The sequence below is a fragment of the Pseudomonas sp. GW456-L13 genome, from assembly GCF_017350115.1.
GTDB classification, from domain to species: Bacteria; Pseudomonadota; Gammaproteobacteria; order Pseudomonadales; family Pseudomonadaceae; genus Aquipseudomonas; species Aquipseudomonas jessenii.
Map to the genome: position 1 here is coordinate 2,094,860 of NZ_JACNAS010000002.1, position 23,163 is coordinate 2,118,022.

Annotated in this window: 27 protein-coding genes; 16 read left to right on the top strand and 11 right to left on the bottom strand. The window is 61.1% G+C overall.

What is annotated here, in order from left to right:
• Positions 1 to 140: 140 nt before the first annotated feature.
• A complete protein-coding gene (locus J4D25_RS23710) occupies positions 141 to 1,175 on the bottom strand; it encodes a type IV pilus twitching motility protein PilT (protein WP_057712917.1) in 1,035 nt (344 codons plus the stop codon).
• Between the two features lie 56 nt (positions 1,176 to 1,231).
• Between J4D25_RS23710 and J4D25_RS23715 the strand changes: the two genes are divergently transcribed.
• From J4D25_RS23715 to J4D25_RS23760, 10 genes are all read left to right on the top strand, one after another.
• Positions 1,232 to 1,918: a YggS family pyridoxal phosphate-dependent enzyme gene (locus J4D25_RS23715; RefSeq protein WP_057712916.1), complete on the top strand. Its 687-nt coding sequence runs from the start codon at positions 1,232 to 1,234 to the stop codon at positions 1,916 to 1,918.
• 35 nt (positions 1,919 to 1,953) lie between these two features.
• Entirely contained in the window at positions 1,954 to 2,772 is an 819-nt protein-coding gene (gene proC, locus J4D25_RS23720) for a pyrroline-5-carboxylate reductase (protein WP_057712915.1), read from the top strand.
• A gap of 10 nt (positions 2,773 to 2,782) precedes the next feature.
• Positions 2,783 to 3,373 carry a YggT family protein gene (locus tag J4D25_RS23725; RefSeq protein WP_057712914.1) on the top strand — a complete coding sequence of 197 codons (591 nt, stop codon included), beginning with the start codon at positions 2,783 to 2,785 and terminating at the stop codon, positions 3,371 to 3,373.
• Between the two features lie 4 nt (positions 3,374 to 3,377).
• The gene (locus J4D25_RS23730) at positions 3,378 to 3,674 is read left to right on the top strand and encodes a DUF167 domain-containing protein (protein WP_008046477.1); all 297 of its coding nucleotides are present in this window, start codon (positions 3,378 to 3,380) and stop codon (positions 3,672 to 3,674) included.
• A 181-nt stretch (positions 3,675 to 3,855) separates the two neighbouring features.
• Positions 3,856 to 4,995 carry a homoserine O-acetyltransferase gene (locus J4D25_RS23735; protein ID WP_008046479.1) on the top strand — a complete coding sequence of 380 codons (1,140 nt, stop codon included), beginning with the start codon at positions 3,856 to 3,858 and terminating at the stop codon, positions 4,993 to 4,995.
• A 7-nt stretch (positions 4,996 to 5,002) separates the two neighbouring features.
• Positions 5,003 to 5,623, top strand: coding sequence for a methionine biosynthesis protein MetW (gene metW / locus J4D25_RS23740; RefSeq protein WP_056726485.1), 621 nt, complete (start codon positions 5,003 to 5,005; stop codon positions 5,621 to 5,623).
• A gap of 26 nt (positions 5,624 to 5,649) precedes the next feature.
• Complete coding sequence (locus tag J4D25_RS23745; protein WP_057712913.1) at positions 5,650 to 6,084, top strand: DUF4426 domain-containing protein; 435 nt, start codon at positions 5,650 to 5,652, stop codon at positions 6,082 to 6,084.
• The gene (gene rdgB, locus J4D25_RS23750) at positions 6,081 to 6,677 is read left to right on the top strand and encodes an RdgB/HAM1 family non-canonical purine NTP pyrophosphatase (RefSeq protein ID WP_007987823.1); all 597 of its coding nucleotides are present in this window, start codon (positions 6,081 to 6,083) and stop codon (positions 6,675 to 6,677) included. The genes J4D25_RS23745 and rdgB overlap by 4 nt, the downstream gene beginning before the upstream one ends.
• A complete protein-coding gene (gene hemW / locus J4D25_RS23755; RefSeq protein WP_057712912.1) occupies positions 6,674 to 7,879 on the top strand; it encodes a radical SAM family heme chaperone HemW in 1,206 nt (401 codons plus the stop codon). Before rdgB ends, hemW begins: the two co-directional genes overlap by 4 nt.
• A gap of 9 nt (positions 7,880 to 7,888) precedes the next feature.
• Positions 7,889 to 8,212, top strand: a complete 324-nt coding sequence (locus J4D25_RS23760) for a DUF3392 domain-containing protein (protein ID WP_057712911.1) — start codon at positions 7,889 to 7,891, stop codon at positions 8,210 to 8,212.
• Positions 8,213 to 8,328: 116 nt separating this feature from the next.
• Here J4D25_RS23760 and trmB read toward each other — a convergent pair whose 3' ends face one another.
• From trmB to J4D25_RS23780, 4 genes are all read right to left on the bottom strand, one after another.
• The gene (gene trmB, locus J4D25_RS23765; RefSeq protein ID WP_057712910.1) at positions 8,329 to 9,054 is read right to left on the bottom strand and encodes a tRNA (guanosine(46)-N7)-methyltransferase TrmB; all 726 of its coding nucleotides are present in this window, start codon (positions 9,052 to 9,054) and stop codon (positions 8,329 to 8,331) included.
• A 9-nt stretch (positions 9,055 to 9,063) separates the two neighbouring features.
• Positions 9,064 to 9,858, bottom strand: a complete 795-nt coding sequence (locus tag J4D25_RS23770) for a thiazole synthase (protein WP_008019974.1) — start codon at positions 9,856 to 9,858, stop codon at positions 9,064 to 9,066.
• A gap of 60 nt (positions 9,859 to 9,918) precedes the next feature.
• Positions 9,919 to 10,119 carry a sulfur carrier protein ThiS gene (gene thiS, locus J4D25_RS23775; RefSeq protein ID WP_198530228.1) on the bottom strand — a complete coding sequence of 67 codons (201 nt, stop codon included), beginning with the start codon at positions 10,117 to 10,119 and terminating at the stop codon, positions 9,919 to 9,921.
• A 71-nt stretch (positions 10,120 to 10,190) separates the two neighbouring features.
• Positions 10,191 to 10,571, bottom strand: coding sequence for a DUF423 domain-containing protein (locus tag J4D25_RS23780; protein WP_057712909.1), 381 nt, complete (start codon positions 10,569 to 10,571; stop codon positions 10,191 to 10,193).
• A gap of 74 nt (positions 10,572 to 10,645) precedes the next feature.
• Here J4D25_RS23780 and mtgA point away from each other — a divergent pair, with 74 nt between their 5' ends.
• On the top strand, positions 10,646 to 11,368 hold the full coding sequence (gene mtgA, locus J4D25_RS23785; protein WP_057712908.1) for a monofunctional biosynthetic peptidoglycan transglycosylase: 723 nt from the start codon (positions 10,646 to 10,648) through the stop codon (positions 11,366 to 11,368).
• Between the two features lie 162 nt (positions 11,369 to 11,530).
• On the opposite strand, the gene rpoH is transcribed toward mtgA, so the two are convergent.
• The 4 genes from rpoH to ftsY all read right to left on the bottom strand — a co-directional run bounded on the left by rpoH (position 11,531) and on the right by ftsY (position 15,734).
• Entirely contained in the window at positions 11,531 to 12,385 is an 855-nt protein-coding gene (gene rpoH, locus J4D25_RS23790) for an RNA polymerase sigma factor RpoH (RefSeq protein ID WP_007975386.1), read from the bottom strand.
• 120 nt (positions 12,386 to 12,505) lie between these two features.
• On the bottom strand, positions 12,506 to 13,528 hold the full coding sequence (ftsX, locus tag J4D25_RS23795; protein ID WP_057712907.1) for a permease-like cell division protein FtsX: 1,023 nt from the start codon (positions 13,526 to 13,528) through the stop codon (positions 12,506 to 12,508).
• A complete protein-coding gene (gene ftsE, locus J4D25_RS23800) occupies positions 13,525 to 14,196 on the bottom strand; it encodes a cell division ATP-binding protein FtsE (protein ID WP_007975383.1) in 672 nt (223 codons plus the stop codon). The genes ftsX and ftsE overlap by 4 nt, the downstream gene beginning before the upstream one ends.
• Positions 14,193 to 15,734 carry a signal recognition particle-docking protein FtsY gene (gene ftsY, locus J4D25_RS23805; RefSeq protein ID WP_057712906.1) on the bottom strand — a complete coding sequence of 514 codons (1,542 nt, stop codon included), beginning with the start codon at positions 15,732 to 15,734 and terminating at the stop codon, positions 14,193 to 14,195. The genes ftsE and ftsY overlap by 4 nt, the downstream gene beginning before the upstream one ends.
• A gap of 342 nt (positions 15,735 to 16,076) precedes the next feature.
• On the opposite strand from ftsY, the gene J4D25_RS23810 reads away from it, so the two are divergent.
• From J4D25_RS23810 to J4D25_RS23830, 5 genes are read left to right on the top strand one after another with little or no spacing between them, the layout of a single operon-like run.
• Complete coding sequence (locus J4D25_RS23810; RefSeq protein WP_057712905.1) at positions 16,077 to 17,432, top strand: pitrilysin family protein; 1,356 nt, start codon at positions 16,077 to 16,079, stop codon at positions 17,430 to 17,432.
• The gene (locus tag J4D25_RS23815; RefSeq protein ID WP_057712904.1) at positions 17,425 to 18,915 is read left to right on the top strand and encodes a pitrilysin family protein; all 1,491 of its coding nucleotides are present in this window, start codon (positions 17,425 to 17,427) and stop codon (positions 18,913 to 18,915) included. Before J4D25_RS23810 ends, J4D25_RS23815 begins: the two co-directional genes overlap by 8 nt.
• On the top strand, positions 18,915 to 19,526 hold the full coding sequence (gene rsmD, locus J4D25_RS23820; protein ID WP_057712903.1) for a 16S rRNA (guanine(966)-N(2))-methyltransferase RsmD: 612 nt from the start codon (positions 18,915 to 18,917) through the stop codon (positions 19,524 to 19,526). The genes J4D25_RS23815 and rsmD overlap by 1 nt, the downstream gene beginning before the upstream one ends.
• Positions 19,527 to 19,582: 56 nt before the next feature.
• Positions 19,583 to 20,581 carry a hydrolase gene (locus J4D25_RS23825; RefSeq protein WP_057716541.1) on the top strand — a complete coding sequence of 333 codons (999 nt, stop codon included), beginning with the start codon at positions 19,583 to 19,585 and terminating at the stop codon, positions 20,579 to 20,581.
• Between the two features lie 3 nt (positions 20,582 to 20,584).
• Entirely contained in the window at positions 20,585 to 21,424 is an 840-nt protein-coding gene (locus J4D25_RS23830) for an AraC family transcriptional regulator (RefSeq protein WP_057712902.1), read from the top strand.
• 131 nt (positions 21,425 to 21,555) lie between these two features.
• Here the strand turns inward: J4D25_RS23830 and J4D25_RS23835 are convergent, their stop codons facing one another.
• Together J4D25_RS23835 and J4D25_RS23840 are read right to left on the bottom strand one after the other, a co-directional pair.
• Positions 21,556 to 22,410, bottom strand: a complete 855-nt coding sequence (locus J4D25_RS23835; protein ID WP_057712901.1) for a sulfurtransferase — start codon at positions 22,408 to 22,410, stop codon at positions 21,556 to 21,558.
• A gap of 32 nt (positions 22,411 to 22,442) precedes the next feature.
• Positions 22,443 to 23,114: a TetR/AcrR family transcriptional regulator gene (locus tag J4D25_RS23840; protein ID WP_057712900.1), complete on the bottom strand. Its 672-nt coding sequence runs from the start codon at positions 23,112 to 23,114 to the stop codon at positions 22,443 to 22,445.
• Positions 23,115 to 23,163 lie beyond the last annotated feature (49 nt).

A 23,163-nucleotide genomic window follows, 5' to 3' on the forward strand; every position in this document is an offset into this window, starting at 1 on the left:
AATTTCCGGGGAATGCCCTTGGAAAGTGCTTGAACATGATGACCCCCTTCGCGAGCAAGCTCGCTCCCACTTTGGAATGCACTCCCCTGTGGGAGCGAGCTTGCTCGCGAAGAGACCCTTGAAAGCACCTCAAATCTTCCTCAAAAATTATCCGGCGACCGCGCCTTCTCCCGCGCATGGTCACGACTGACCAACCCCTTGGTCACCAGGTCCTTCAAGCTCATATCCAGCGTCTGCATCCCCAACGACCCTCCCGACTGAATCGCCGAGTACATCTGCGCCACCTTGTCCTCGCGGATCAGGTTCCGGATCGCCGATGTCCCCAGCATGATCTCGTGGGCCGCGACGCGTCCGCCGCCGATTTTCTTCACCAGGGTCTGGGACACCACCGCCAGCAGCGACTCGGAGAGCATCGAGCGCACCATCGACTTTTCGTCCCCCGGAAACACATCGACCACCCGGTCGATGGTTTTCGCCGCCGATGTGGTGTGCAGCGTGCCGAACACCAGATGGCCGGTTTCGGCCGCGGTCAACGCCAGGCGAATGGTTTCCAGGTCGCGCATCTCCCCCACCAGGATCACATCCGGGTCTTCCCGCAGTGCCGAACGCAAGGCGGTGGCGAAACTACGGGTATCACGATGGACTTCACGCTGATTGATCAGGCATTTGCGCGACTCGTGAACGAACTCGATGGGGTCTTCGATGGTGAGGATGTGGTGATGGCGATGGGTATTGAGGTAATCGATCATCGCCGCCAGCGTGGTGGACTTGCCGGAACCGGTCGGGCCGGTTACCAGCACCAGGCCACGGGGAGCGTCGGTCATCTTGCGGAACACGTCGCCCATGCCCAGCTCATCCATGCTCTGCACTTTTGACGGGATGGTGCGAAACACCGCGCCCGCGCCACGGTTCTGGTTGAACACATTGACCCGAAAGCGCGCCACGCCGGGCACTTCAAAGGAAAAGTCGGTTTCCAGATGCTTGTCGAAGTCCACCCGCTGGGCGTCATTCATGATGGCATGGATCAGAGTCTGCACCTGTTGGTGATCCAGGGCCGGCAAATTGATGCGTCGCACATCACCGTCGACGCGAATCATCGGCGGCAGGCCGGCGGACAAGTGCAGATCGGATGCCCCCTGTTTGGCGCTGAATGCCAGCAGCTCAGTGATATCCATAGCGCCTCTCAATTCCAGTAGAATGCCGCGAACTTTCAGACCGTTGGCGCCTCTTGATGTCCACCATAGCAGACAACATTCTTCAGGTTAGTTCGCGCATACATGCTGCAACACTTGCCGCGAACCGCGCCGAAAACAGCGTCCAGTTGCTGGCTGTGAGCAAGACCAAACCCGCTCAAGACCTGCGTGAAGCCTACGCCGCCGGCCTGCGCGACTTTGGCGAGAACTACCTTCAGGAAGCGTTGGGCAAGCAACTCGAACTGGCCGACCTGCCCTTGATCTGGCACTTCATCGGCCCCATTCAATCGAACAAGACTCGCGCTATCGCCGAGCACTTCGACTGGGTGCATTCCGTGGATCGCCTGAAAATCGCACAACGGCTGTCCGAACAACGTCCCGCCGATTTGCCGCCTTTGAACATCTGCATTCAGGTCAATGTCAGCGGCGAGGCCAGCAAGTCCGGCTGCACCCCGGCCGATCTGCCGGCCCTGGCCAATGCCATCTGCGCCCTGCCGCGCCTGAAACTGCGCGGGTTGATGGCAATCCCCGAGCCGACGGAAGATCGCGCCACCCAGGATGCCGCTTTCGCTACCGTGCAAAGCCTGCAAGCCAGCCTGAACCTGCCGCTCGACACACTTTCCATGGGCATGAGCCACGATCTCGAATCGGCCATCGCCCAAGGCGCCACTTGGGTGCGGATCGGTACCGCCCTGTTTGGCGCCCGCGACTACGGCCAGCCTTGAAAAATGGCTGACTCTTCTCCTTATAAGGACCTGACATGAGCAAGACACGTATTGCCTTTATCGGTGCCGGCAACATGGCCGCCAGTCTGATCGGCGGCCTGCGGGCCAAGGGTCTGGAAGCAGCACAGATCCGCGCCAGCGATCCGGGCGAAGAAACCCGTGCCCGCGTGAGCGCTGAACACGGCATAGAAACCTTTGCCGACAACGCCCAGGCCATCGACGGTGCCGACGTGGTCGTGCTGGCGGTCAAACCCCAGGCGATGAAAGCCGTGTGCGAAGCCATTCGCCCAAGCCTCAAGCCCCATCAACTGGTGGTTTCGATTGCCGCAGGCATCACCTGCGCCAGCATGAACAACTGGCTCGGCGCCCAGCCGATCGTGCGCTGCATGCCCAACACCCCGGCGCTGGTACGTCAGGGTGCGAGCGGTCTGTTCGCAACAACCGAAGTGTCAGCCGAACAGCGTCAGCAGGCCCAGGAACTGCTGTCCGCGGTCGGCATCGCCCTATGGCTGAATGAAGAGCAGCAATTGGATGCCGTCACCGCCGTTTCCGGCTCGGGCCCGGCGTATTTCTTCCTGCTGATCGAGGCCATGACCGCCGCCGGCGTGAAGCTCGGCCTGCCGGCGGACATCGCTGCGCAACTGACCCTGCAAACCGCCCTGGGCGCCGCACATATGGCGGTCTCCAGCGACGTCGACGCGGCCGAGTTACGCCGCCGTGTCACCTCGCCTGCCGGCACCACGGAAGCTGCAATCAAGTCGTTCCAGGCCAATGGCTTTGAAGCCTTGGTCGAAAAAGCACTCGGCGCTGCCGCGCATCGCTCGGCCGAGATGGCCGAACAACTGGGTCAATAAGGAGCTTTTCATGATTGGATTGAATACTGCAGCGGTCTACGTGCTGCAAACCCTCGGCAGCCTGTACCTGCTGATCGTGCTGATGCGTTTCGTACTGCAACTGGTGCGGGCGAACTTCTACAACCCGATTTGCCAGTTCATCGTGAAGGCCACCCAGCCGCTGCTCAAGCCGCTGCGCCGGATCATCCCGAGCGTATTCGGCCTGGACATGTCCTCGCTGGTGCTGGCGATCCTGGTGCAACTGGCGCTGATGGCCCTGACCCTGCTGCTGACCTACGGCACCATCGGCAACCCGCTGCAATTGCTGATCTGGTCGATCATTGGCGTGACCGCGCTGTTCATGAAGATTTTCTTCTTCGCCCTGATCATCAGCGTGATCCTGTCCTGGGTCGCCCCGGGCAGCCATAACCCGGGCGCCGAACTGGTGAACGACGTCTGCGAACCGGCCCTGGCGCCGTTCCGCAAGTTCCTGCCGAGCCTGGGCGGCCTGGATCTGTCGCCGATCTTTGCGTTCCTGGCACTCAAGCTGATCGACATGCTGGTGATCAACAACCTCGCCGCCATGACCATGATGCCGCAAATCCTCCGCGTGTTGATCTGACCCGGTGAGCTGGTTTCGCTGGGACGGTGACGACCTGATTCTGGAGTGTCACCTGCAACCGGCAGCCCGCAGTGATGACTTCTGCGGGCTGCACGGCGATCGCCTGAAGATCCGCCTGACCGCGCCGCCGGTCGAGGGCAAGGCCAACGCGTATCTGATGGCGTTTCTGGCCAAGGCCTTTGGCGTGTCCAAGAGCCAGGTCAGCCTGATCAGTGGCGAGTTGAACCGGCAGAAACGGGTGCGAATCTGCTCGCCGAAGAAGTTGCCGGACTTGCCTGATCTGGTGCGTCCCGCAGGCTGACCGCGTCATCGTTCATCGCGAGCAAGCTCGCTCCCACATGGACCGCATCAATCCTGTGGGAGCGGGCTTGCTCGCGAAGGCCGCACCGCGGTTCTGCTGAATGAAATCAGGCCCGATCGTTGCTTGCCGCTAACCCCAGCGGTCTTTAGACTTACGCCTCATTTCAATGAGAGCAGGGTCGATGCCAGCTGCCTTTCCCCCCGATTCTGTTGGTCTGGTAACGCCGCAAGTGGCGCACTTCAGCGAACCCCTGGCGTTGGCCTGCGGTCGCTCGCTCCCGGCCTATGACCTGATCTACGAAACCTACGGCACGCTCAACGCCACGGCGAGCAACGCCGTGCTGATCTGCCACGCCCTGTCCGGCCATCACCACGCCGCCGGCTACCACAGCGCCGACGACCGCAAACCCGGTTGGTGGGACAGCTGCATCGGTCCCGGCAAGCCGATCGACACCAGCAAGTTCTTCGTGGTCAGCCTGAACAACCTCGGCGGCTGCAACGGTTCCACCGGCCCGAGCAGTATCAACCCGGACACCGGCAAGCCGTTCGGCGCCGACTTTCCAGTATTGACCGTGGAAGACTGGGTGCACAGTCAGGCGCGTCTGGCGGACCGTCTCGGCATCGCCCAGTTCGCGGCCGTGATCGGCGGCAGCCTCGGCGGCATGCAGGCGATGCAATGGAGCATCACTTACCCTGACCGCATCCGTCACTGCCTGGCCATCGCCTCGGCACCCAAGCTGTCGGCGCAGAACATCGCGTTCAACGAAGTGGCGCGCCAGGCGATCCTCACCGACCCGGAATTCCACGGCGGTTCGTTCCAGGAACACAACGTGATCCCCAAGCGCGGCCTGATGCTGGCGCGGATGGTCGGGCACATCACCTACCTGTCCGACGACTCCATGGGCGAGAAATTCGGCCGCGGGCTCAAGAGCGAGAAGCTCAACTACGACTTCCACAGCGTCGAGTTCCAGGTGGAAAGCTACCTGCGCTATCAGGGCGAGGAGTTCTCCGGGCGCTTTGATGCCAACACCTACCTGTTGATGACCAAAGCGCTCGACTACTTCGATCCGGCGGCGAACTTCGACGATAACCTGGCGAAAACCTTTGAAGGCGCCAAGGCCAAGTTCTGCGTGATGTCGTTCACCACCGACTGGCGCTTCTCCCCTGCCCGCTCGCGGGAACTGGTGGACGCGCTGATGGCCGCGCGCAAGGACGTCTGCTACCTCGAGATCGACGCTCCGCAAGGCCACGACGCCTTCCTGATTCCGATCCCGCGCTACCTGCAGGCATTCGGCAATTACATGAACCGCATTACGTTGTGAGAAAGCCATGAGAGCTGATCTGGAAATCATCCAGGAATGGATCCCCGCCGGCAGCCGCGTGCTCGACCTCGGGTGCGGCGATGGCGAACTGCTGACCTGGCTGCGCGATAACAAGCAAGTCACCGGTTATGGCCTGGAAAACGACGCCGACAATATCGCCGAGTGCGTGGCCAAGGGCATCAACGTCATCGAACAGGACCTGGACAAGGGCCTGGGCAACTTTGCCAGCAACAGTTTCGATGTCGTGGTCATGACCCAGGCGCTGCAAGCGGTGCACTACCCGGACAGGATCCTCGAGGAAATGCTGCGCGTCGGTCGCCAGTGCATCATCACCTTCCCCAACTTCGGCCACTGGCGGTGCCGCTGGTACCTGGCGAGCAAGGGCCGCATGCCGGTTTCCGAGTTCCTGCCGTACACCTGGTACAACACGCCGAACATTCACTTCTGCACCTTCGCCGACTTTGAAGCCTTGTGTCGCGAACGTGAAGCGAAGGTCATTGATCGGCTGGCCGTGGATCAACAGCATCGGCACGGGTGGGCCAGCAAGCTATGGCCTAATCTGTTAGGTGAGATCGGTATCTACCGCGTCAGCAGTCCGGGACTTTCCGACCACAAGGTCGCGGTCTGATCCACCCTACTTCAAGGAGAACGATCATGGGTCGTCTAGCGTTGTTTCTACTCACTGCCTGCCTGAGCGTCACCGCCATGGCCGCCGACGCCATCAAGAGCGAACGCAAGGAAACCTTCGGTGACGTGACGGTGCACTACAACACCTTCAACTCCACCTACCTGCTACCGGACGTTGCCAAGGCTGCCCAGCTGACCCGCAGCAAGGATCAGGGCGTGATCAACATTTCAGTGATCAAGGCCGGCACGCCGATGGCGGCCGACGTCAGCGGCACCGTCAAAGACCTGACCAGCCAAAGCTACACACTGAACTTCAAGCAGGTCACCGAGCAAGGAGCGATTTACTACATCGCCCAATACCCGGTACCGCAGCAGGAAATCCGCACCTTCAACATCAAGGTGCAGACCGGCGACAAGATCAACACCATCAATTTCAACCAAGAGCTCTTCCCTGGCCAATGATCAACTTCACGCAACTCGTACTGGCCAGCCATAACGCCGGCAAACTCAAGGAACTCCAGGCCATGCTCGGCGAGTCGGTGCACCTGCGCTCGATCGGCGAGTTCAGCAGCGTCGAGCCCGAAGAGACCGGTTTGTCGTTCGTCGAGAACGCCATCCTCAAGGCCCGCAATGCCGCGCGCATTTCCGGCCTGCCGGCGCTGGCCGACGATTCCGGGCTGGCGGTGGATTTCCTTGGCGGCGCGCCCGGTATCTACTCGGCGCGTTATGCCGATGGCAAGGGCGATGCGGCGAACAACGCCAAGCTGCTCGACGTGTTGAAAGACGTGCCTGAAGCCGAACGTGGCGCGCAGTTCGTATGCGTGCTGGCACTGGTGCGCCACGCCGATGATCCGTTGCCGATCCTCTGCGAAGGTTTGTGGCACGGGCGAATCCTGACCCAGGCCAGCGGCGAACACGGTTTTGGCTACGACCCGCTGTTCTGGGTGCCGGAGCGCGATTGCTCCAGCGCCGAACTGAGCCCAGGCGACAAGAACCAGATCAGCCACCGCGCCCGTGCAATGGATCTGCTGCGCCAGCGTCTGGGCTTGAAATGATCCGTGAATCATCCGCGTCGCCGCTGATCTTCGGCGGCGATGCTCTATCGCCTCGGGCGGCCCTGCCTGTGCTGCCGCCGCTGGCGCTGTATATCCACATCCCGTGGTGCGTGCGCAAATGCCCTTATTGCGACTTCAACTCCCACACGGCCAGCCCCGTGCTGCCGGAAGAAGAGTACGTCGACGCATTGCTGGCCGATCTCGATCAGGACCTGCACGCCGTTTATGGTCGTGAGCTGAGCTCGATTTTCTTTGGTGGCGGCACGCCAAGCCTGTTCAGCGCTGATTCGCTGGGTCGTTTGCTCAAAGGCGTCGAACAGCGCATTCCGTTTGCCAGCGACATCGAAATCACGCTGGAAGCCAATCCGGGGACGTTCGAGCAAGACAAGTTCGTGGCGTACCGGAAACTGGGGATCAATCGCCTGTCGATCGGTATTCAGAGCTTTCAGCAAGAAAAGCTCGAGGCCTTGGGACGGATTCACAACGGTGACGAAGCCGTACGCGCCGCCGGTATGGCGCGGCAGGCCGGGTTCGACAACTTCAACCTGGACTTGATGCATGGCTTGCCGAATCAGTCCCTGGACGATGCCTTGGCGGACTTGCGCACAGCCATCGCCCTGAAACCGACTCACCTGTCGTGGTATCAACTGACCCTGGAACCGAACACAGTATTCTGGAACCAGCCACCGACTCTGCCGGAAGACGACACGCTGTGGGACATTCAGGAGGCCGGGCAAGCACTGCTGGCTGAACATGGTTACGTTCAATACGAAGTTTCGGCCTATGCCCTGCCCGGTCGCCCGGCGCGCCACAACCTCAATTACTGGAGTTTTGGCGACTTCATTGGCATCGGCGCCGGCGCCCATGGCAAGCTCAGCCATCCGGACGGGCGCATCATTCGTACCTGGAAGACCCGCCTGCCCAAGGATTACCTGAATCCGGCGAAAAGCTTTAAGGCCGGCGAGAAAGCGCTGACCAATGAAGAGATGCCGTTCGAATTCCTGATGAACGCGCTGCGCCTGACTGAAGGCGTCGAATCGCGGCTGTACCCGGAACGTACCGGCATGACGCTGGAAAGCCTCGCTGAAGGCCGCCGTGAAGCCGAACAAAGCGGCCTGTTGCAGGTCGAACCTTCACGTCTGGTAGCCACCGAGCGCGGACAACTCTTCCTCAACGACTTGCTGCAGAAATTTCTGACATAAGGAAATCGAATGGATTTGGTACTCGACCTGCTTGCCACTGTGTCTCGCTGGAGCCGCAGCAACCTCTCGGAAATCGCCCTGGCCTTGGTGGGCTGCCTGCTGGTGCTGTTTGGTGCGGATTTCAAAGGCTGGGTCGAGCAACTCCTGGGCAGCATCGCCGGCGCCTTGCGCGTGCCGCTGATGTCTCTGCTGTGCATGATCGGCAGCGGCGCGGCGCTGATCTACGCCACGCCGTGGGTCGTGCGCGGCTTGAGCCAGTTCAACAACTACAGCCTGGCGCCGGTGTTGTTGGTGGTGCTGGTGTTGATTGGCGTGGTCGCTGACCGCCGCTGATCTCAGCCACACCCTAAAACAACTGTGGGAGCGAGCTTGCTCGCGATGAGGCCATAACATCCAACATCTCTGTTGACTGCCAGGCCGCCATCGCGAGCAAGCTCGCTCCCACAGGTTTACGCCAGTTTTTCGAACTTCAGATCCCACACCCCATGCCCAAGACGTTCGCCACGGCGTTCGAACTTGGTGATCGGGCGCTCGGCCGGGCGTGGTACGCACTTGCCGTCTTCGGCGAGGTTGCGGTAACCCGGCGCGACGTTCATCACTTCCAGCATGTATTCGGCGTACGGTTCCCAGTCAGTGGCCATGTGCAGAATGCCGCCGACTTTCAATTTGCTGCGCACCAACTCAGCGAAGGACGCCTGAACGATACGACGCTTGTGGTGACGGCTCTTGTGCCACGGATCCGGGAAAAACAGCATCAGGCGATCGAGGCTGTTATCGGCCACGCAGCGGTTGAGCACTTCGATCGCATCGCAATCGTAGACCCGCAGGTTGGTCAGGCCTTGTGTCAGCACGCCATTGAGCAGCGCACCGACACCCGGACGGTGAACCTCAACGCCAATGAAATCCTGATCCGGCGCAGCCGCTGCCATTTCCAGCAGCGAATGGCCCATGCCGAAACCGATTTCCAGCGAGCGCGGTGCCGAGCGACCGAACACCTGGTCGAAATCCACCGGCGCGTCGGCCAGCGGCAGCACGAACAGCGGAGTGCCCTGCTCCAGGCCCTTTTGCTGGCCTTCGGTCATGCGCCCGGCGCGCATCACGAAACTCTTGATGCGGCGGTGTTGGCGCTCGTCGCCTTCTTCCGTCTGGATAGGCGTGTCGTTCGATTCAGTCATCAATGGCTCTTACTTGATCAGACCATCCAGCGGCGAAGAGGCGCTGGCATAGAGTTTTTTCGGCATGCGGCCGGCGAGGTAGGCCAGTCGGCCTGCGACGATCGCATGTTTCATGGCTTCGGCCATCATGACCGGCTGCTGGGCGTGGGCAATGGCCGAGTTCATCAGCACGGCATCACAACCCAGTTCCATGGCGATAGTGGCGTCGGAAGCAGTACCGACACCAGCATCCACCAGCACCGGGATCTTGGCTTCTTCGAGGATGATCTGCAGGTTATATGGATTGCAGATCCCCAGACCGGAGCCAATCAGACCGGCCAGCGGCATCACCGCGATGCAACCGATTTCCGCCAACTGACGGGCGATGATCGGGTCGTCACTGGTGTAAACCATCACGTCGAAGCCTTCCTTGACCAGCGTTTCGGCGGCCTTGAGGGTTTCGATCACGTTGGGGAACAGGGTTTTCTGATCCGCCAGCACTTCCAGCTTGACCAGGTTGTGGCCATCGAGCAGCTCACGAGCCAGGCGGCAGGTGCGTACGGCCTCGATAGCGTCATAGCAACCGGCGGTGTTCGGCAGGAAGGTGTAGCGATCCGGCGACAGCACTTCGAGCAGGTTCGGCTCGCCCTCGATCTGGCCAAGGTTGGTGCGGCGTACGGCGAAAGTGACGATTTCGGCACCCGAGGCTTCGATGGCCTGGCGGGTTTCTTCCATGTCACGGTACTTGCCGGTACCGACCAGCAAACGCGACTGGTAAGTACGACCGGCCAGGACGAAAGGCTTGTCGCTGCGAACGATGCTCATGGGAAATCCTCTGTAGGGGTGAGGTACTTGCAGAATTCTGTGGCCACTGGGGCGAGGCTGCTAGCCGCCGCCGATGGCGTGCACCACTTCGACGTTGTCGCCGTCGTTCAACGTGGTGTCTGCGTGCAGACTGCGCGGGACGATATCCAGATTGAGTTCGACCGCCACCCGGCGACCGGTCAGGTCCAGACGGGTCAGCAGGGCCGCAACGGTTTCACCGTCGGGCAGTTCAAAGGATTCGCCGTTCAACTGAATGCGCATGCCGGATGCCGCCATCATTTTTAGGGGCTGGCATTCTAGCCCGATCGTGACCTAAAGGTCAGCAATAAGCGTCAAGTGGTCAGCGGCAAGCGCCAGGCGGCGAGGCCCAGGCAGAGCCAGCCCGCGAGGAAGGCCAGGCCGCCGAACGGGGTGACAATGCCAAGCTTGCTGATACCCGTCAGCGTGAGCACGTACAGGCTGCCGGAGAACAGCAGGATGCCGATGGCAAAGGATGCGCCGGCCCACGTGAGCAAACGGCCGGGAATCTGCGTGGCCAGCAGCGCCACGCCCAGCAGCGCCAGGGTGTGCACCAGTTGATAAGTGACGCCGGTATGAAAAATCGTCAGATATTCAGGTGTCAGACGGTTTTTCAGGCCATGGGCGGCAAAGGCCCCGAGACCGACACCGGTGAAGCCGAAAAAAGCGGCCAGCATCAGAAAGCCACGCAGCATGCAGAACTCCAGTCAGTTTCGATCCAAAGGGTCTGTATAATGGCCCGCTCAACGGGTTCGGCCAAGCCATCTCTATGCTGCGTATCTATTTCCGTCATTTCTCCAAGGCCGTGCTCTGGTTCATGGGTGGCAGCGTATTGCTGGTGCTGATCTTTCGCGTGGTGCCGCCACCGGGGACGACGCTGATGGTCGAGCGCAAGATCGAATCCTGGTTTGACGGCGAACCCATCGACCTGCAACGGACCTGGAAACCCTGGGACGAAATCTCCGATGACCTGAAAGTCGCGGTGATTGCCGGCGAAGACCAGAAATTCCCGGAGCACTGGGGCTTCGATATCGGCGCAATTCAGGCGGCGTTTGCCCATAACGAGCGCGGCGGTTCGATCCGTGGCGCCAGCACCCTCAGCCAGCAAGTCTCGAAAAACCTGTTCCTGTGGTCTGGTCGCAGCTGGCTGCGTAAAGGCCTGGAAGCCTGGTTCACCGGACTGATCGAAGTGTTCTGGCCCAAGCAACGGATTCTTGAGGTGTACCTCAACAGTGTCGAGTGGGATGACGGCGTGTTTGGTGCCGAAGCGGCGGCCCGGCATCACTTTGGCGTGAGCGCCAGGAACCTCAGCCGTCAGCAATCGAGCTTGTTGGCCGCCGTACTGCCCAACCCTCGCGTGTGGAGTGCAAGCCATCCGACCGCTTACGTGGCGCGACGCGCAGGCTGGATTCGGCGACAGATGAGCCAGTTAGGTGGCGACAGCTATCTGGTCGGGCTGAACGATTCGCGCCGGGCGCCTTGGGCCCAATAACTGATCCCAATTTTTCAGACCCTGAAAACCACTGTGGGAGCGGGCTTGCCCGCGATGACGGCCTGACATTCAACTTTTATATTGAATGTTCGGGCCTCATCGCGAGCAAGCTCGCTCCCACAGGATCAATGATCGGGGCGTTTTTTATTGCCTGCTCGCCAGTTACGCAGCGATCGACAACTTGAGCTTGTTCATCGCGCTTTTCTCAAGCTGACGAATACGCTCGGCCGACACGTTGTACTTCTGCGCCAGGTCGTGCAGCGTGGCTTTTTCTTCCGCCAGCCAGCGCTGGTAGAGGATGTCACGGCTGCGGTCGTCCAGCACTTCCAGCGCTTCGTGCAGGTTGTGGTTGGAGTTGTCGCTCCAGTCGGCATCTTCCAGTTGACGGGCCGGATCGTACCGGTGGTCTTCCAGATAGTTGGCCGGCGACTGGAATGCACTGTCGTCGTCCGCTTCGGCAGCCGGATCGAAGGCCATGTCATGGCCGGTCAGGCGGCTTTCCATCTCGCGTACTTCCCGAGGCTCTACACCCAGGCTTTCCGCTACGCGATGGACTTCTTCGTTGTTCAGCCAGGCCAGACGCTTCTTCTGGCTGCGCAGGTTGAAGAACAGCTTGCGCTGGGCCTTGGTGGTCGCGACTTTCACGATGCGCCAGTTGCGCAGGATGAACTCGTGGATTTCCGCCTTGATCCAGTGCACGGCAAAGGACACCAGGCGCACGCCCATTTCCGGGTTGAAGCGCTTCACGGCCTTCATCAGGCCGACGTTGCCTTCCTGGATCAGGTCAGCCTGAGCCAGACCGTAGCCGGAATAGCTACGGGCGATATGTACGACAAAACGCAGGTGGGCGAGCACCATCTGCCGAGCCGCCCCCAAATCCTGCTCATAATAGAGACTCTCGGCCAGTTCACGCTCCTGCTCCGGCGACAGCAATGGAATGCTGTTGACGGTGTGCACATAGGCCTCCAGGTTCGCACCCGGGACCAGAGCATATGCAGGTTGCAAAGAATTGGTCATACGAAAAAACCTCCGACTTACAAACTCGTGCAGTTCAGCACTGCGAAAATTGACCGGAAACCGAAAGACAAGTTCCCTAAAACCCATAAACGCTGAAAGGTCAATACGAGCAAAATGATACTACTTAGGCGCAAGCTCCCTCAGGTGGCGTGCGACTGCAATCCATGCACCGATATACCCCAACAGCACCGCGCCAAGCAAGAGAGACAGACCGTCGGCAACTGGCACTCCAGCCAGCGCGAAATCACTGCCGTACAAACCGGCCAGCCCCACCACCGCGTCGTTCAGCCAATCAAGGCCGAACGCCAGAACGCCCCAGGACAGAATCCCCGCACCGAAGCCATACAGCGCACCCATATACAGAAAGGGCCTGCGCACATAGCTGTCAGTGCCGCCGACCAGTTTAATCACTTCTATCTCTGTGCGGCGGTTTTCAATATGAAGACGAATGGTATTGCCTATCACCAAAAGTAATGCAGAAACCAGAAGCACAGTCAGACCGAAGACAAAACGGTCACCCAGCTTGAGGATGGCTGCCAGACGCTCGACCCAGACTAAATCAAGTTGCGCCTGTTGTACCTTCGGCAGCTCGGATAGTTTTTGTCTTAATGCTTCAAGAGCCGGCTTGTCGACTTCAGTCGGCGTCACCAGGACCACGCCCGGCAGCGGGTTCTCCGGCAACTCCTTGAGCGCCTCGCCCAGCCCGGACTGTTGCTGGAACTCTTCCAGCGCCTGATCCCGGCCAACGTATTCGGCCTCGGCGACGCCAGGCATGCCCTTGATCTGATCGCGCAGCGCTTCGCCTTCCGCCGGCTTGGCCTCAAGGTCCAGATACAGGGAAATCTGCGCCGCACGCTGCCAGGAACCACCCAGACGCTCGACGTTACTTAGCAAAAGTGACAGCCCCATGGGCAAACTCAGGGCCACCGCCATCACCATGCAGGTGAAGAAACTGCCGATAGGCTGCTTGCCCAGGCGGCGCAGGCTGTCCACCAGGCTGGCGCGATGACTTTCGATCCAGGCGCGGAACAACGTGGCAAAGTCCGGCCCGTCGTCATCGTCGTGTTTTTTCTTTTGCGGTTGCGGATCGGCGGCCTTCGGGGCCACACGCTCGGAAACCTTGGGGCTACGCGTTGCACTCATACCGCGGCCTCCCCGTCACCGATCAATCGACCGCGTTGCAAGGTCAGCATGCGATGGCGCATGCGGGCGATCAGGGCCAGGTCGTGACTGGCGATCAGCACGCTGGTACCCAGGCGATTGATGTCTTCGAACACACCCATGATCTCGGCGGCCAGGCGCGGATCGAGGTTACCGGTCGGCTCATCCGCCAGCAGCAAGGCCGGACGGTGAACGATGGCGCGGGCGATGCCGACGCGCTGCTGCTGACCGGTGGACAGGTCACCCGGGTACAGATCGGTTTTATCCGACAGCGCCACGCGCTCCAGTGCCGAGTCCACGCGCTTGGCGATCTCGGCCTTGGACAGCCCCAGGATCTGCAAAGGCAACGCGACGTTATTGAACACCGTGCGATCGAACAGCAACTGGTGATTCTGGAACACCACGCCGATCTGCCGACGCAAGAAAGGAATCTGCGCGTTGCTGATGGTGCTCAGGTCTTGCCCGGCGAGCAGCAACTTGCCGCTGGTCGGGCGTTCCATCGCCAGCAACAGGCGCAACAGCGTGGATTTACCGGCGCCGGAATGGCCGGTGACAAACAAGAACTCGCCACGACGGACTCGAAAGCTCAGCTCATGCAAGCCGACGTGACCGTTCGGGTAGCGCTTACCGACCTGTTCGAAACGAATCATGAACGCTCCCGCTCGGCAAACAATGCCTGGACAAAGGGTTCTGCTTCAAAGGTACGCAAATCGTCGATGCCTTCGCCGACGCCAATGTAGCGGATCGGCAGGCCGAATTGCTTGGCCAGGGCGAAAATCACCCCGCCTTTGGCGGTGCCGTCGAGCTTGGTCAGCGCCAGGCCGGTCAGTTCGACGGTCTGGTTGAATTGCTTGGCCTGGTTGATGGCGTTCTGGCCGGTCCCGGCGTCAAGCACCAACAGCACTTCGTGAGGTGCGTCGGCGTCGAGCTTGCCGATCACCCGGCGAACCTTTTTCAGTTCTTCCATCAGGTTGTCTTTGGTGTGCAGACGGCCGGCGGTGTCGGCGATCAGCACATCGATGCCACGGGCCTTGGCGGCCTGCACGGCGTCGAAGATCACCGAGGCCGAGTCGGCGCCAGTGTGCTGCGCGATCACCGGGATTTTGTTGCGCTCACCCCATACCTGCAATTGCTCCACCGCCGCGGCACGGAAGGTGTCGCCGGCGGCGAGCATGACTTTCTTGCCTTCCAGCTGCAGTTTCTTCGCCAGCTTGCCGATGGTGGTGGTCTTGCCGGCACCGTTGACGCCGACGACCAGAATCACGAACGGCTTGTTTTGCGAGGCGATTTTCAGCGGCTGCTCGACAGGCTTGAGCATCGCTGCCAGCTCGGCTTGCAGGGATTTGTACAGGGCATCGGCATCGGCCAGCTCCTTGCGCGCAACCTTCTGCGTCAGGCGCTGAATGATCACCGAGGTGGCTTCGACACCCACGTCGGCGGTCAGCAAACGGGTTTCGAGGTCTTCGAGCAACTCGTCATCAATGACCTTTTTGCCCAGGAACAGGCTGGCCATGCCTTCGCCGATACTGGCGCTGGTCTTGGACAGGCCCTGCTTGAGGCGGGCGAAGAAACCGGCTTTGGTTTCTTCGGTGCGTACCGGCTCGACCGGGGCTTCGACGGGCGCCGCGATCGGCTCAGGAATCGGAGCGGGTGCCGGTGCTTGAGCAACCGGAGCAACCGGAGCAACCGGAGCAACCGGAGCAACCGGAGCAACGAATACCGGAACCTCTGGCTGGCTGACAACGGGCACAGGCTCGGCCACGACGACTGGCTCAACAATCGGTTCGACCACAGGCGCGTGAACCGGGGCTGGCGTAAACGCTGCCGGAGCCGGAATCGGTGGTGTCACGTGAGGAGCCAGGTCATTTTCGACCAATGCCACGGGTTCTTCGGCCACTGGCAGGGTCAACCACGGTTCGGCCGCCGGGGCCGGAGGCTGTTCGGTGACGATTTCGCTGACTGGTTGGGGAACGGCTTCAACCTTGGGTTGCAGCGACGGCTCGGCAATCGGCAGAACAACCGGCGCGGGCGTTTCTTCTATTACCGGGACCGGCGTCGGCGCTGGTTCAGGAATGGCTGGTGGCTGTTCGACGACGGGTTCCTGCGGCTTTTTGCGCAGCCATCCGAACAGGCTTTTCTTCTCGCCAGCCGCAGCTGGGGTCTTCTTGTCGTCGTTGGAACCAAACATGGAGGACGGCTATCTCACGGTAGCGACGCGCCAATGGCGCCCCGGCAAATAAATATTCGATGCAGAACAGACTGCGATTGACCCAGCTTGTTCACGCGCAACATTTTGTCGAGGTGCGAACGGCACCTCACGGAAACGTTTTTACGAAGGACTAAAGCAGCAAAATCGGCGAAAAAGCAGAGTTTAGTTGATAAATTCCAACCTTCTGCTGCAAACCCATACAACCTGATCAAACGCAAAGGCCTGATAGGCGTGGCCGCCAGTAAAACGGATCAGTATCCTAGCACCCTCTCGCCCGCTGACGCTAAGAACAAGCGGGCAGCCCCAAAGGTTTGAAAACGAATGAATGCTCTTGCCCGCCGCGCCGCAGGCCTGCTGCTCAGCACAGTTTGCCTGCCCCTTTCGGCTCTGGCTGCCGACCCGCAACCCACCCACGAATTCACCCTCGACAATGGCCTGAAGGTGGTCGTGCGTGAAGACCACCGTGCACCCGTGGTGGTTTCCCAGGTCTGGTACAAGGTCGGCTCCAGCTACGAGACACCGGGTAATACCGGCCTGTCCCACGCCCTGGAACACATGATGTTCAAAGGCAGCGAGAAAGTCGGCCCCGGCGAAGCCTCGCTGATCCTGCGCGACCTCGGCGCCGAAGAGAACGCATTCACCAGCGATGATTTCACCGCCTATTACCAGGTGCTGGCCCGGGATCGCCTGGGCGTGGCCTTCGAACTGGAAGCCGACCGCATGGCCAGCCTGCGCCTGCCGCCCGACGAGTTCGCCAAGGAAATCGAGGTCATCAAGGAAGAGCGTCGCCTGCGCACCGACGACAAGCCGATGGCCAAGGCCTACGAGCGTTTCAAGGCCATGGCTTATCCGGCAAGCGGCTATCACACGCCTACCATCGGCTGGATGGCCGACCTTGAGCGGATGAAAGTCGAAGAGCTGCGCCACTGGTACGAAACCTGGTACGTGCCCAACAACGCCACGCTGGTGGTGGTTGGCGATGTCACCCCGGACGAAGTCAAAACCCTGGCCCAACGCTATTTCGGCCCGATCGCCAAGCGTGAAGTGCCCGCCGCGAAAAAACCGCTGGAACTGGCCGAACCGGGCGAGCGCCAGATCACCCTGCACGTGCAGACCCAACTGCCTAGCCTGATGCTGGCCTTCAACGTGCCGAGCATCGCCACAGCCGAAGACAAGCGCCTGGTCAATGCCCTGCGCCTGATCTCGGCACTGCTCGACGGCGGCTACAGCGGACGCATCCCGACGCAACTGGAGCGCGGAGAAGAACTGGTGTCCGGTGGCTCGTCGAGTTACGACGCCTATACCCGTGGCGACAGTCTCTTCACCCTGTCGGCATCGCCAAACTCGCAGAAACACAAGACCATCGCCCAGGCGCAAGCCGGTTTGTGGAAGCTGCTCGACCAGCTGAAAACCACGGCGCCAACCGCTGAAGAGCTGGAGCGCGTACGCGCACAAGTCATCGCCGGCCTGGTCTTCGAGCGCGACTCGATCACCAGTCAGGCCACCGCCATCGGCCAACTGGAAACAGTCGGCCTGTCATGGAAACTGATGGACACCGAACTGGCCGATCTGGAAAGCGTCACGCCGGAAGATATCCAGAAAGCCGCCAAGCTGTATTTCACTCGCGAACGTCTCAGCGTCGCCCATGTACTGCCTCTGGAGACGACTCATGAGTGAGCGTAAACCCTCCCGCCTGGCCCTGATCGGCCTGATCGCCGTCACCGTTATCGGTTCCGCAGCGTTCTATTTGTCGCGCTCTGTCGAAACCAATGCCAGCGAAGCCCTCGACAAGGCCAAGGCCAGTCAGAAACTGCAGTCGCTGACCGAACTCAACGGCAAGGCACCGAACCACCGCAAGCTGGACGTGCAGACCTGGAACACCGCCGAAGGCACCAAGGTGCTGTTTGTCGAAGCCCATGAGCTGCCGATGTTCGACATGCGCCTGATCTTCGCTGCCGGTAGCAGCCAGGACGGCGATGCACCGGGCGTGGCGGTGTTGACCAACGCCATGCTCAACGAAGGCGTGGCCGGTAAAGACGTCGGTGCCATTGCCCGGGGCTTCGAAGGCCTGGGCGCCGATTTCGGCAACGGCGCGTTCAAGGACATGGCAATCGCTTCGCTGCGTAGCCTGAGTGCCAAGGACAAGCGCGAGCCGGCCCTGAAGCTGTTCGCCGAAGTCATCGGCAAGCCGACTTTCCCTGCCGATTCGCTGGCCCGCATCAAGAACCAGATGCTTGCCGGTTTCGAATACCAGAAACAGAACCCCGGCAAACTGGCGAGCCTGGAGCTGATGAACCGCTTGTACGGTGATCACCCGTATGCACACGCCAGCGACGGCACGGCGAAAACCGTACCGGCGATTACCCAGGCACAGCTGCGTGCTTTCCACGAGAAAGCCTACGCAGCCGGTAACGTGGTGATCGCACTGGTCGGCGACCTGTCCCGCACGGAAGCCGAAGCGATTGCCGCCCAGGTTTCCGGCGCCCTGCCCAAAGGCCCGGCCTTGCCGAAAATTGCGCAACCCGCTGAGCCCAAGGCCAGCGTCGGCCATATCGAGTTCCCGTCCAAGCAGACCAACCTGATGCTCGCGCAATTGGGCATCGATCGCGATGACCCGGACTACGCGGCATTGTCCATGGGTAACCAGATTCTCGGTGGCGGCGGCTTCGGCACCCGCTTGATGAGCGAAGTGCGCGAGAAGCGTGGCCTGACTTACGGCGTGTATTCGGGCTTTACGCCGATGCAGGCGCGTGGCCCGTTCATGATCAACCTGCAAACCCGCGCCGAGATGAGCGAGGGCACCCTGAAACTGGTGCAGGATGTGCTGGCCGACTACCTTAAAACCGGCCCGACCGAAAAAGAGCTCGACGACGCCAAGCGTGAACTGGCCGGCAGCTTCCCGCTGTCCACCGCCAGCAACGCCGATATCGTCGGCCAACTGGGCGCCATCGGCTTTTACAACTTGCCGTTGAGTCACCTGGAGGACTTCATGCAACAGTCCCAGTCCCTGACCGTCGAGCAGGTCAAAGCCGCCATGAACAAACACCTGAGCACGAACAAGATGGTCATCGTCAGCGCTGGCCCGACCGTGCCGCAAAAGCCGTTACCGGCCCCTACTGATAAACCTTCCGAGCAGCCGCTCGGGGTTCCGGAGCATTAATGGCTACTCATTCGAAAAAACCTGCCCGCAACGTCCACAACGGCGTGAACCAGCTGCGCATCATCGGCGGCGAATGGCGCAGCCGGAAGCTGAGCTTCCCCGACGCCCCGGGCCTGCGTCCGACGCCGGACCGCGTGCGTGAAACCCTGTTCAACTGGCTCGCGCCTTACGTGCCGGGCGCCAAGGTGCTCGACCCGTTCACCGGCAGCGGCGCGCTGTTCCTCGAAGCCCTGTCCCGTGGCGCGGCCATGGGCCAGGCGCTGGACGCCAGCAGCATCGCGGTGTCCAGCCTGAAGGAACACCTGGGCACATTGCGCTGCACCAACGGCCAGGTCCAGACCGCCGACGCCCTGCGCTACCTGGAAACCCAGACCGCAACGGCCTACGACCTGGTGTTCCTCGATCCACCGTTCAACCAGAACCTGCTGCCCGCCGTTTGCAAGTTGCTCGAAGAGCGCCAATGGCTGGCCGAAGACGCCTGGGTGTACACCGAAAGCGAGTCGGCGCCGTCGACCCTGGGCCTGCCGCAGAACTGGCGCCTGCACCGGGAGCAGAAATCCGGGCGCGTCTACTACTCGTTGTGGCAACGTATGGCAGAGATCGTCGGTTAACCGACCGACCTGAAAAAGGTGCGTACCCGCTACGCACCGCTGCATCGAGAATGATCGTGTCTCATCCGCCAGAACGCTTCACCCCCGCCTTCGGCCTCGGCAATCCGCACTTGCAAACCTTGTGGGGGCCGCTGTGGCGTAAAACCGTGCACATCGGTCGCGAACGCGAGCGTCTTTGGCTTGAAGACGGCGATTTTCTCGATCTCGACTGGCACGGCCCGCACAGCGCCGACGCACCGTTGGTGCTGGTATTGCACGGGCTCACCGGGTCCTCGAATTCGCCTTATGTCGCCGGCATGCAAAAAGCCCTGGGTGACCGAGGCTGGGCGAGCGTCGCACTGAACTGGCGCGGCTGTTCGGGCGAACCCAACCTGTTGCCGCGCAGCTACCATTCCGGCGCCAGCGAAGACCTGGCCGAAACCATCAGGCACTTGCGGGCCAAACGGCCTCTCGCGCCACTGTATGCGGTGGGTTACTCCCTAGGCGGTAATGTCCTGCTCAAGCATTTGGGCGAAACCGGCAGCGACAGCGGCGTGACGGGCGCCGTGGCGGTGTCGGTACCGTTCCGCCTGGACCAGTGCGCCGACCGTATCGGGCAAGGTTTCTCCAAGGTTTACCAGGCGCATTTCATGCGCGAGATGGTCGCCTACATCAAGAACAAGCAGCGGCAATTCCAGCATGACGGACGCGAGGAGGGCCTGGCAGCCCTGGCGGCCCTCGGATCCCTGGAAAACATGCGCACGTTCTGGGACTTCGACGGACGCGTCACTGCACCCCTGCACGGTTTCGCCGATGCCGAGGATTACTATCGCCGTGCCTCCAGCCGCTATTTCCTTGGCGAAATTCGTACGCCGACCTTGATGATTCAGGCCGCCGACGACCCCTTCGTGTTTCCCCACAGCCTGCCGCAGGTCGATGAGTTGTCCGCTTGCACGCAATTCGAACTGCAAGCCAATGGCGGGCATGTCGGCTTCGTCGACGGTACGCTCAGGCAACCGGGTTACTACCTGGAACGACGCATCCCCGAGTGGCTGGCCGCCATAGGGCGCTCTTGAATCATGGACGCTGACCAAGGCGAATCAATCCACTTCTGGCAAACCCCGCCACTGGCCGGGGTCGAGTTATTGTCCGCCCGCTACATCGACCATCGTTTCGCCCCACATGTGCATGACGGCTATGTGATCGGCATGATCATGGCCGGCGCCCAGCGTTATCGCTATCGCGGCGCCGAACACCTGGCGGGCAGCGGCACGCTGGTGCTGATCAACCCTGATGAACTGCACACCGGTCACAAAGGCACCGAGGATGGCTGGCTTTACCGGGCGTTCTATCCGGACAGCGGGCAGATGACCTCGCTGCTGGCCGAACTTGAACTGCCAACCCACCACTTGCCGGCCTTCGGTGCCACGCTGTATCGCGACCAGGATCTGGTGAACGGCTTCTGCCAACTTCACCGCTTGCTGGAAAGCCCCGCCAGCGCATTGCAGCAACAAACGGTCTGGCGTGAACTGGTGCTGTCGCTGTTGCAGCGTCATGCGGCGGTGCCTGATGCCGGCAAACCCGGCAAGGAACACCGTGCCGTAAGCCTGGCCAAGGAATTGCTGCACTCGCAATTGGCAGCACCGCCCTCACTGGAAGCGCTGGCGACGGCGGTCAATCTCTCGCCATTCCATTTCGCCCGGGTGTTCCGCCGGGCCACCGGTATGCCGCCGCACACCTGGCTGATGCAACAGCGCATCGCCCGGGCGCGGGCGTTGCTGCAAAGTGGTTGTCTGCCGCTGGAAGTCGCGATGCAACTGGGGTTTGCCGACCAGAGCCATCTGAGCCGGCAGTTCAAGCAGGTGTATGGGGTTGGACCGGGGGCGTATCGCAGTGCAAAGCGGGGACTTGAGGCTTGATGAGGTCTCACAAACCCCATCCATTCCCGTGGGAGCGAGCTTGCTCGCGATGGCGGCTTAACAATCAGCATCAATATTGAATGTAATGGCCCCATCGCGAGCAAGCTCGCTCCCACAAGGTTTCGTGGCGTTCATTCGCCGGTGGCGATGCCCCGCGCAGGCTCGTTGATCCACTCGCTCCACGACCCGGCATACAACGAACCCAACGGATAACCGGCCAGACACAACGCAAACAGGTTGTGGCACGCCGTCACGCCGGAACCGCAGTACGCCACCAGATCATTTGGCGAACGATCGCCCAGTTTCGCGGCAAAACGCTGCTTGAGCTGATCGACCGGCAGAAAACGTCCGTCGCTGCCCAGGTTCTCGGTAAACGCAGCACACTGGGCGCCGGGGATGTGCCCGGCAATCGGATCGATCGGTTCCACCTCACCCTTGAAGCGCGGCAGTGCGCGGGCATCGAGCAGGGTCAGTTCCGGCCGTGCAAGGCGCTTTTGCAGCTGCTCGGCACTGATCAGCAACGCCGTATCAGGACTGCCGGTGAAGGAACCACAGGGAATCGCCGGCGCATCCAGGCTCAGCGGCAAACCGGCCGCGTGCCAGGCCTTCAGACCGCCATCAAGGATGAACACACCGTCGCGCTTGCCCAACCATGCCAGCAACCACCAGGCCCGCGCCGCATAGGCCCCCGGACCGTCGTCATACAGAACCACTTCGCTATCGGCATTGATGCCAAAGGCTTGCAGGCGCTCGATCAGTTGCGCCGGCTCGGGTAACGGATGACGCCCGGTCACGCCGTTGACCACGGCGCCACTCAGGTCACGCTCGAGGTCGGCATAGCTCGAACCGGCGATGTGCCCTTCGGCATAGCTGCGCTGACCGTAATCCGGGTCTTCGAGGGCAAAACGACAATCCAGAATCACCAGCCCCGGCTGGTCCTTTTTCAGGTCCAGTGCTTGCGGGCTGATCAGTTGCGCAATGGGCATAGCGGGCTCCTGTGATTAACTCGGCCTTGATCCTACTGTACTTCTTCCAGTGCCTGGGCCAGGGGCACGTAAAACTCTTCGAACAAGGCGCTGACCGCATCGCGGGCCTGGTCCGTAACGAACCCGGCCTCCAGCACCAGCACCTGATACACCCCGCGTTTAATGGCCTGCTCGCTCAAGTGGCTGGAGTTCTCCCGCGTGGTGCACAGGAAGCGCACCCAGGACGTGAGGATGATCCAGGCATTGAGCGTCAAGGATTCGATCTGCACCTTGTCCATCTTCAGGATGCCGGCGGCGACGAAACCTTCGTAGATCGCCCCCCCCTGTATCAGGCAGCGCTGAGAGAAGCGTCGATAGCGGTCGGCCAGGTCTGGATCACTGTCGAGCAAATGTTCGAGATCGCGATGCAGAAACCGGTAGCGCCACATCGCCGACAGCAGCTCCTTGAGGTAGAAGCGTTTATCTTCCACCGTGGCGGCACGGCCCTGGGGCGGGCGCAGGAAGCTGTCCACCAGGCTTTCGTACTCGCTGAACAGCACGGCGATGATCGCCTGCTTGTTCGGGAAGTGGTAGTACAGGTTGCCCGGGGAAATCTCCATATGGGCAGCGATGTGGTTGGTGCTGATGCTGCGCTCGCCCTGCTGGTTGAACAGCTCCAGGCTGTTCTGCACGATGCGCTCGCTGGTTTTGATCCGTGGGGCCATGGCTTGAGCTTTAATTCAGAGTGCGTTGACGGGCATCTTAGATCTATCC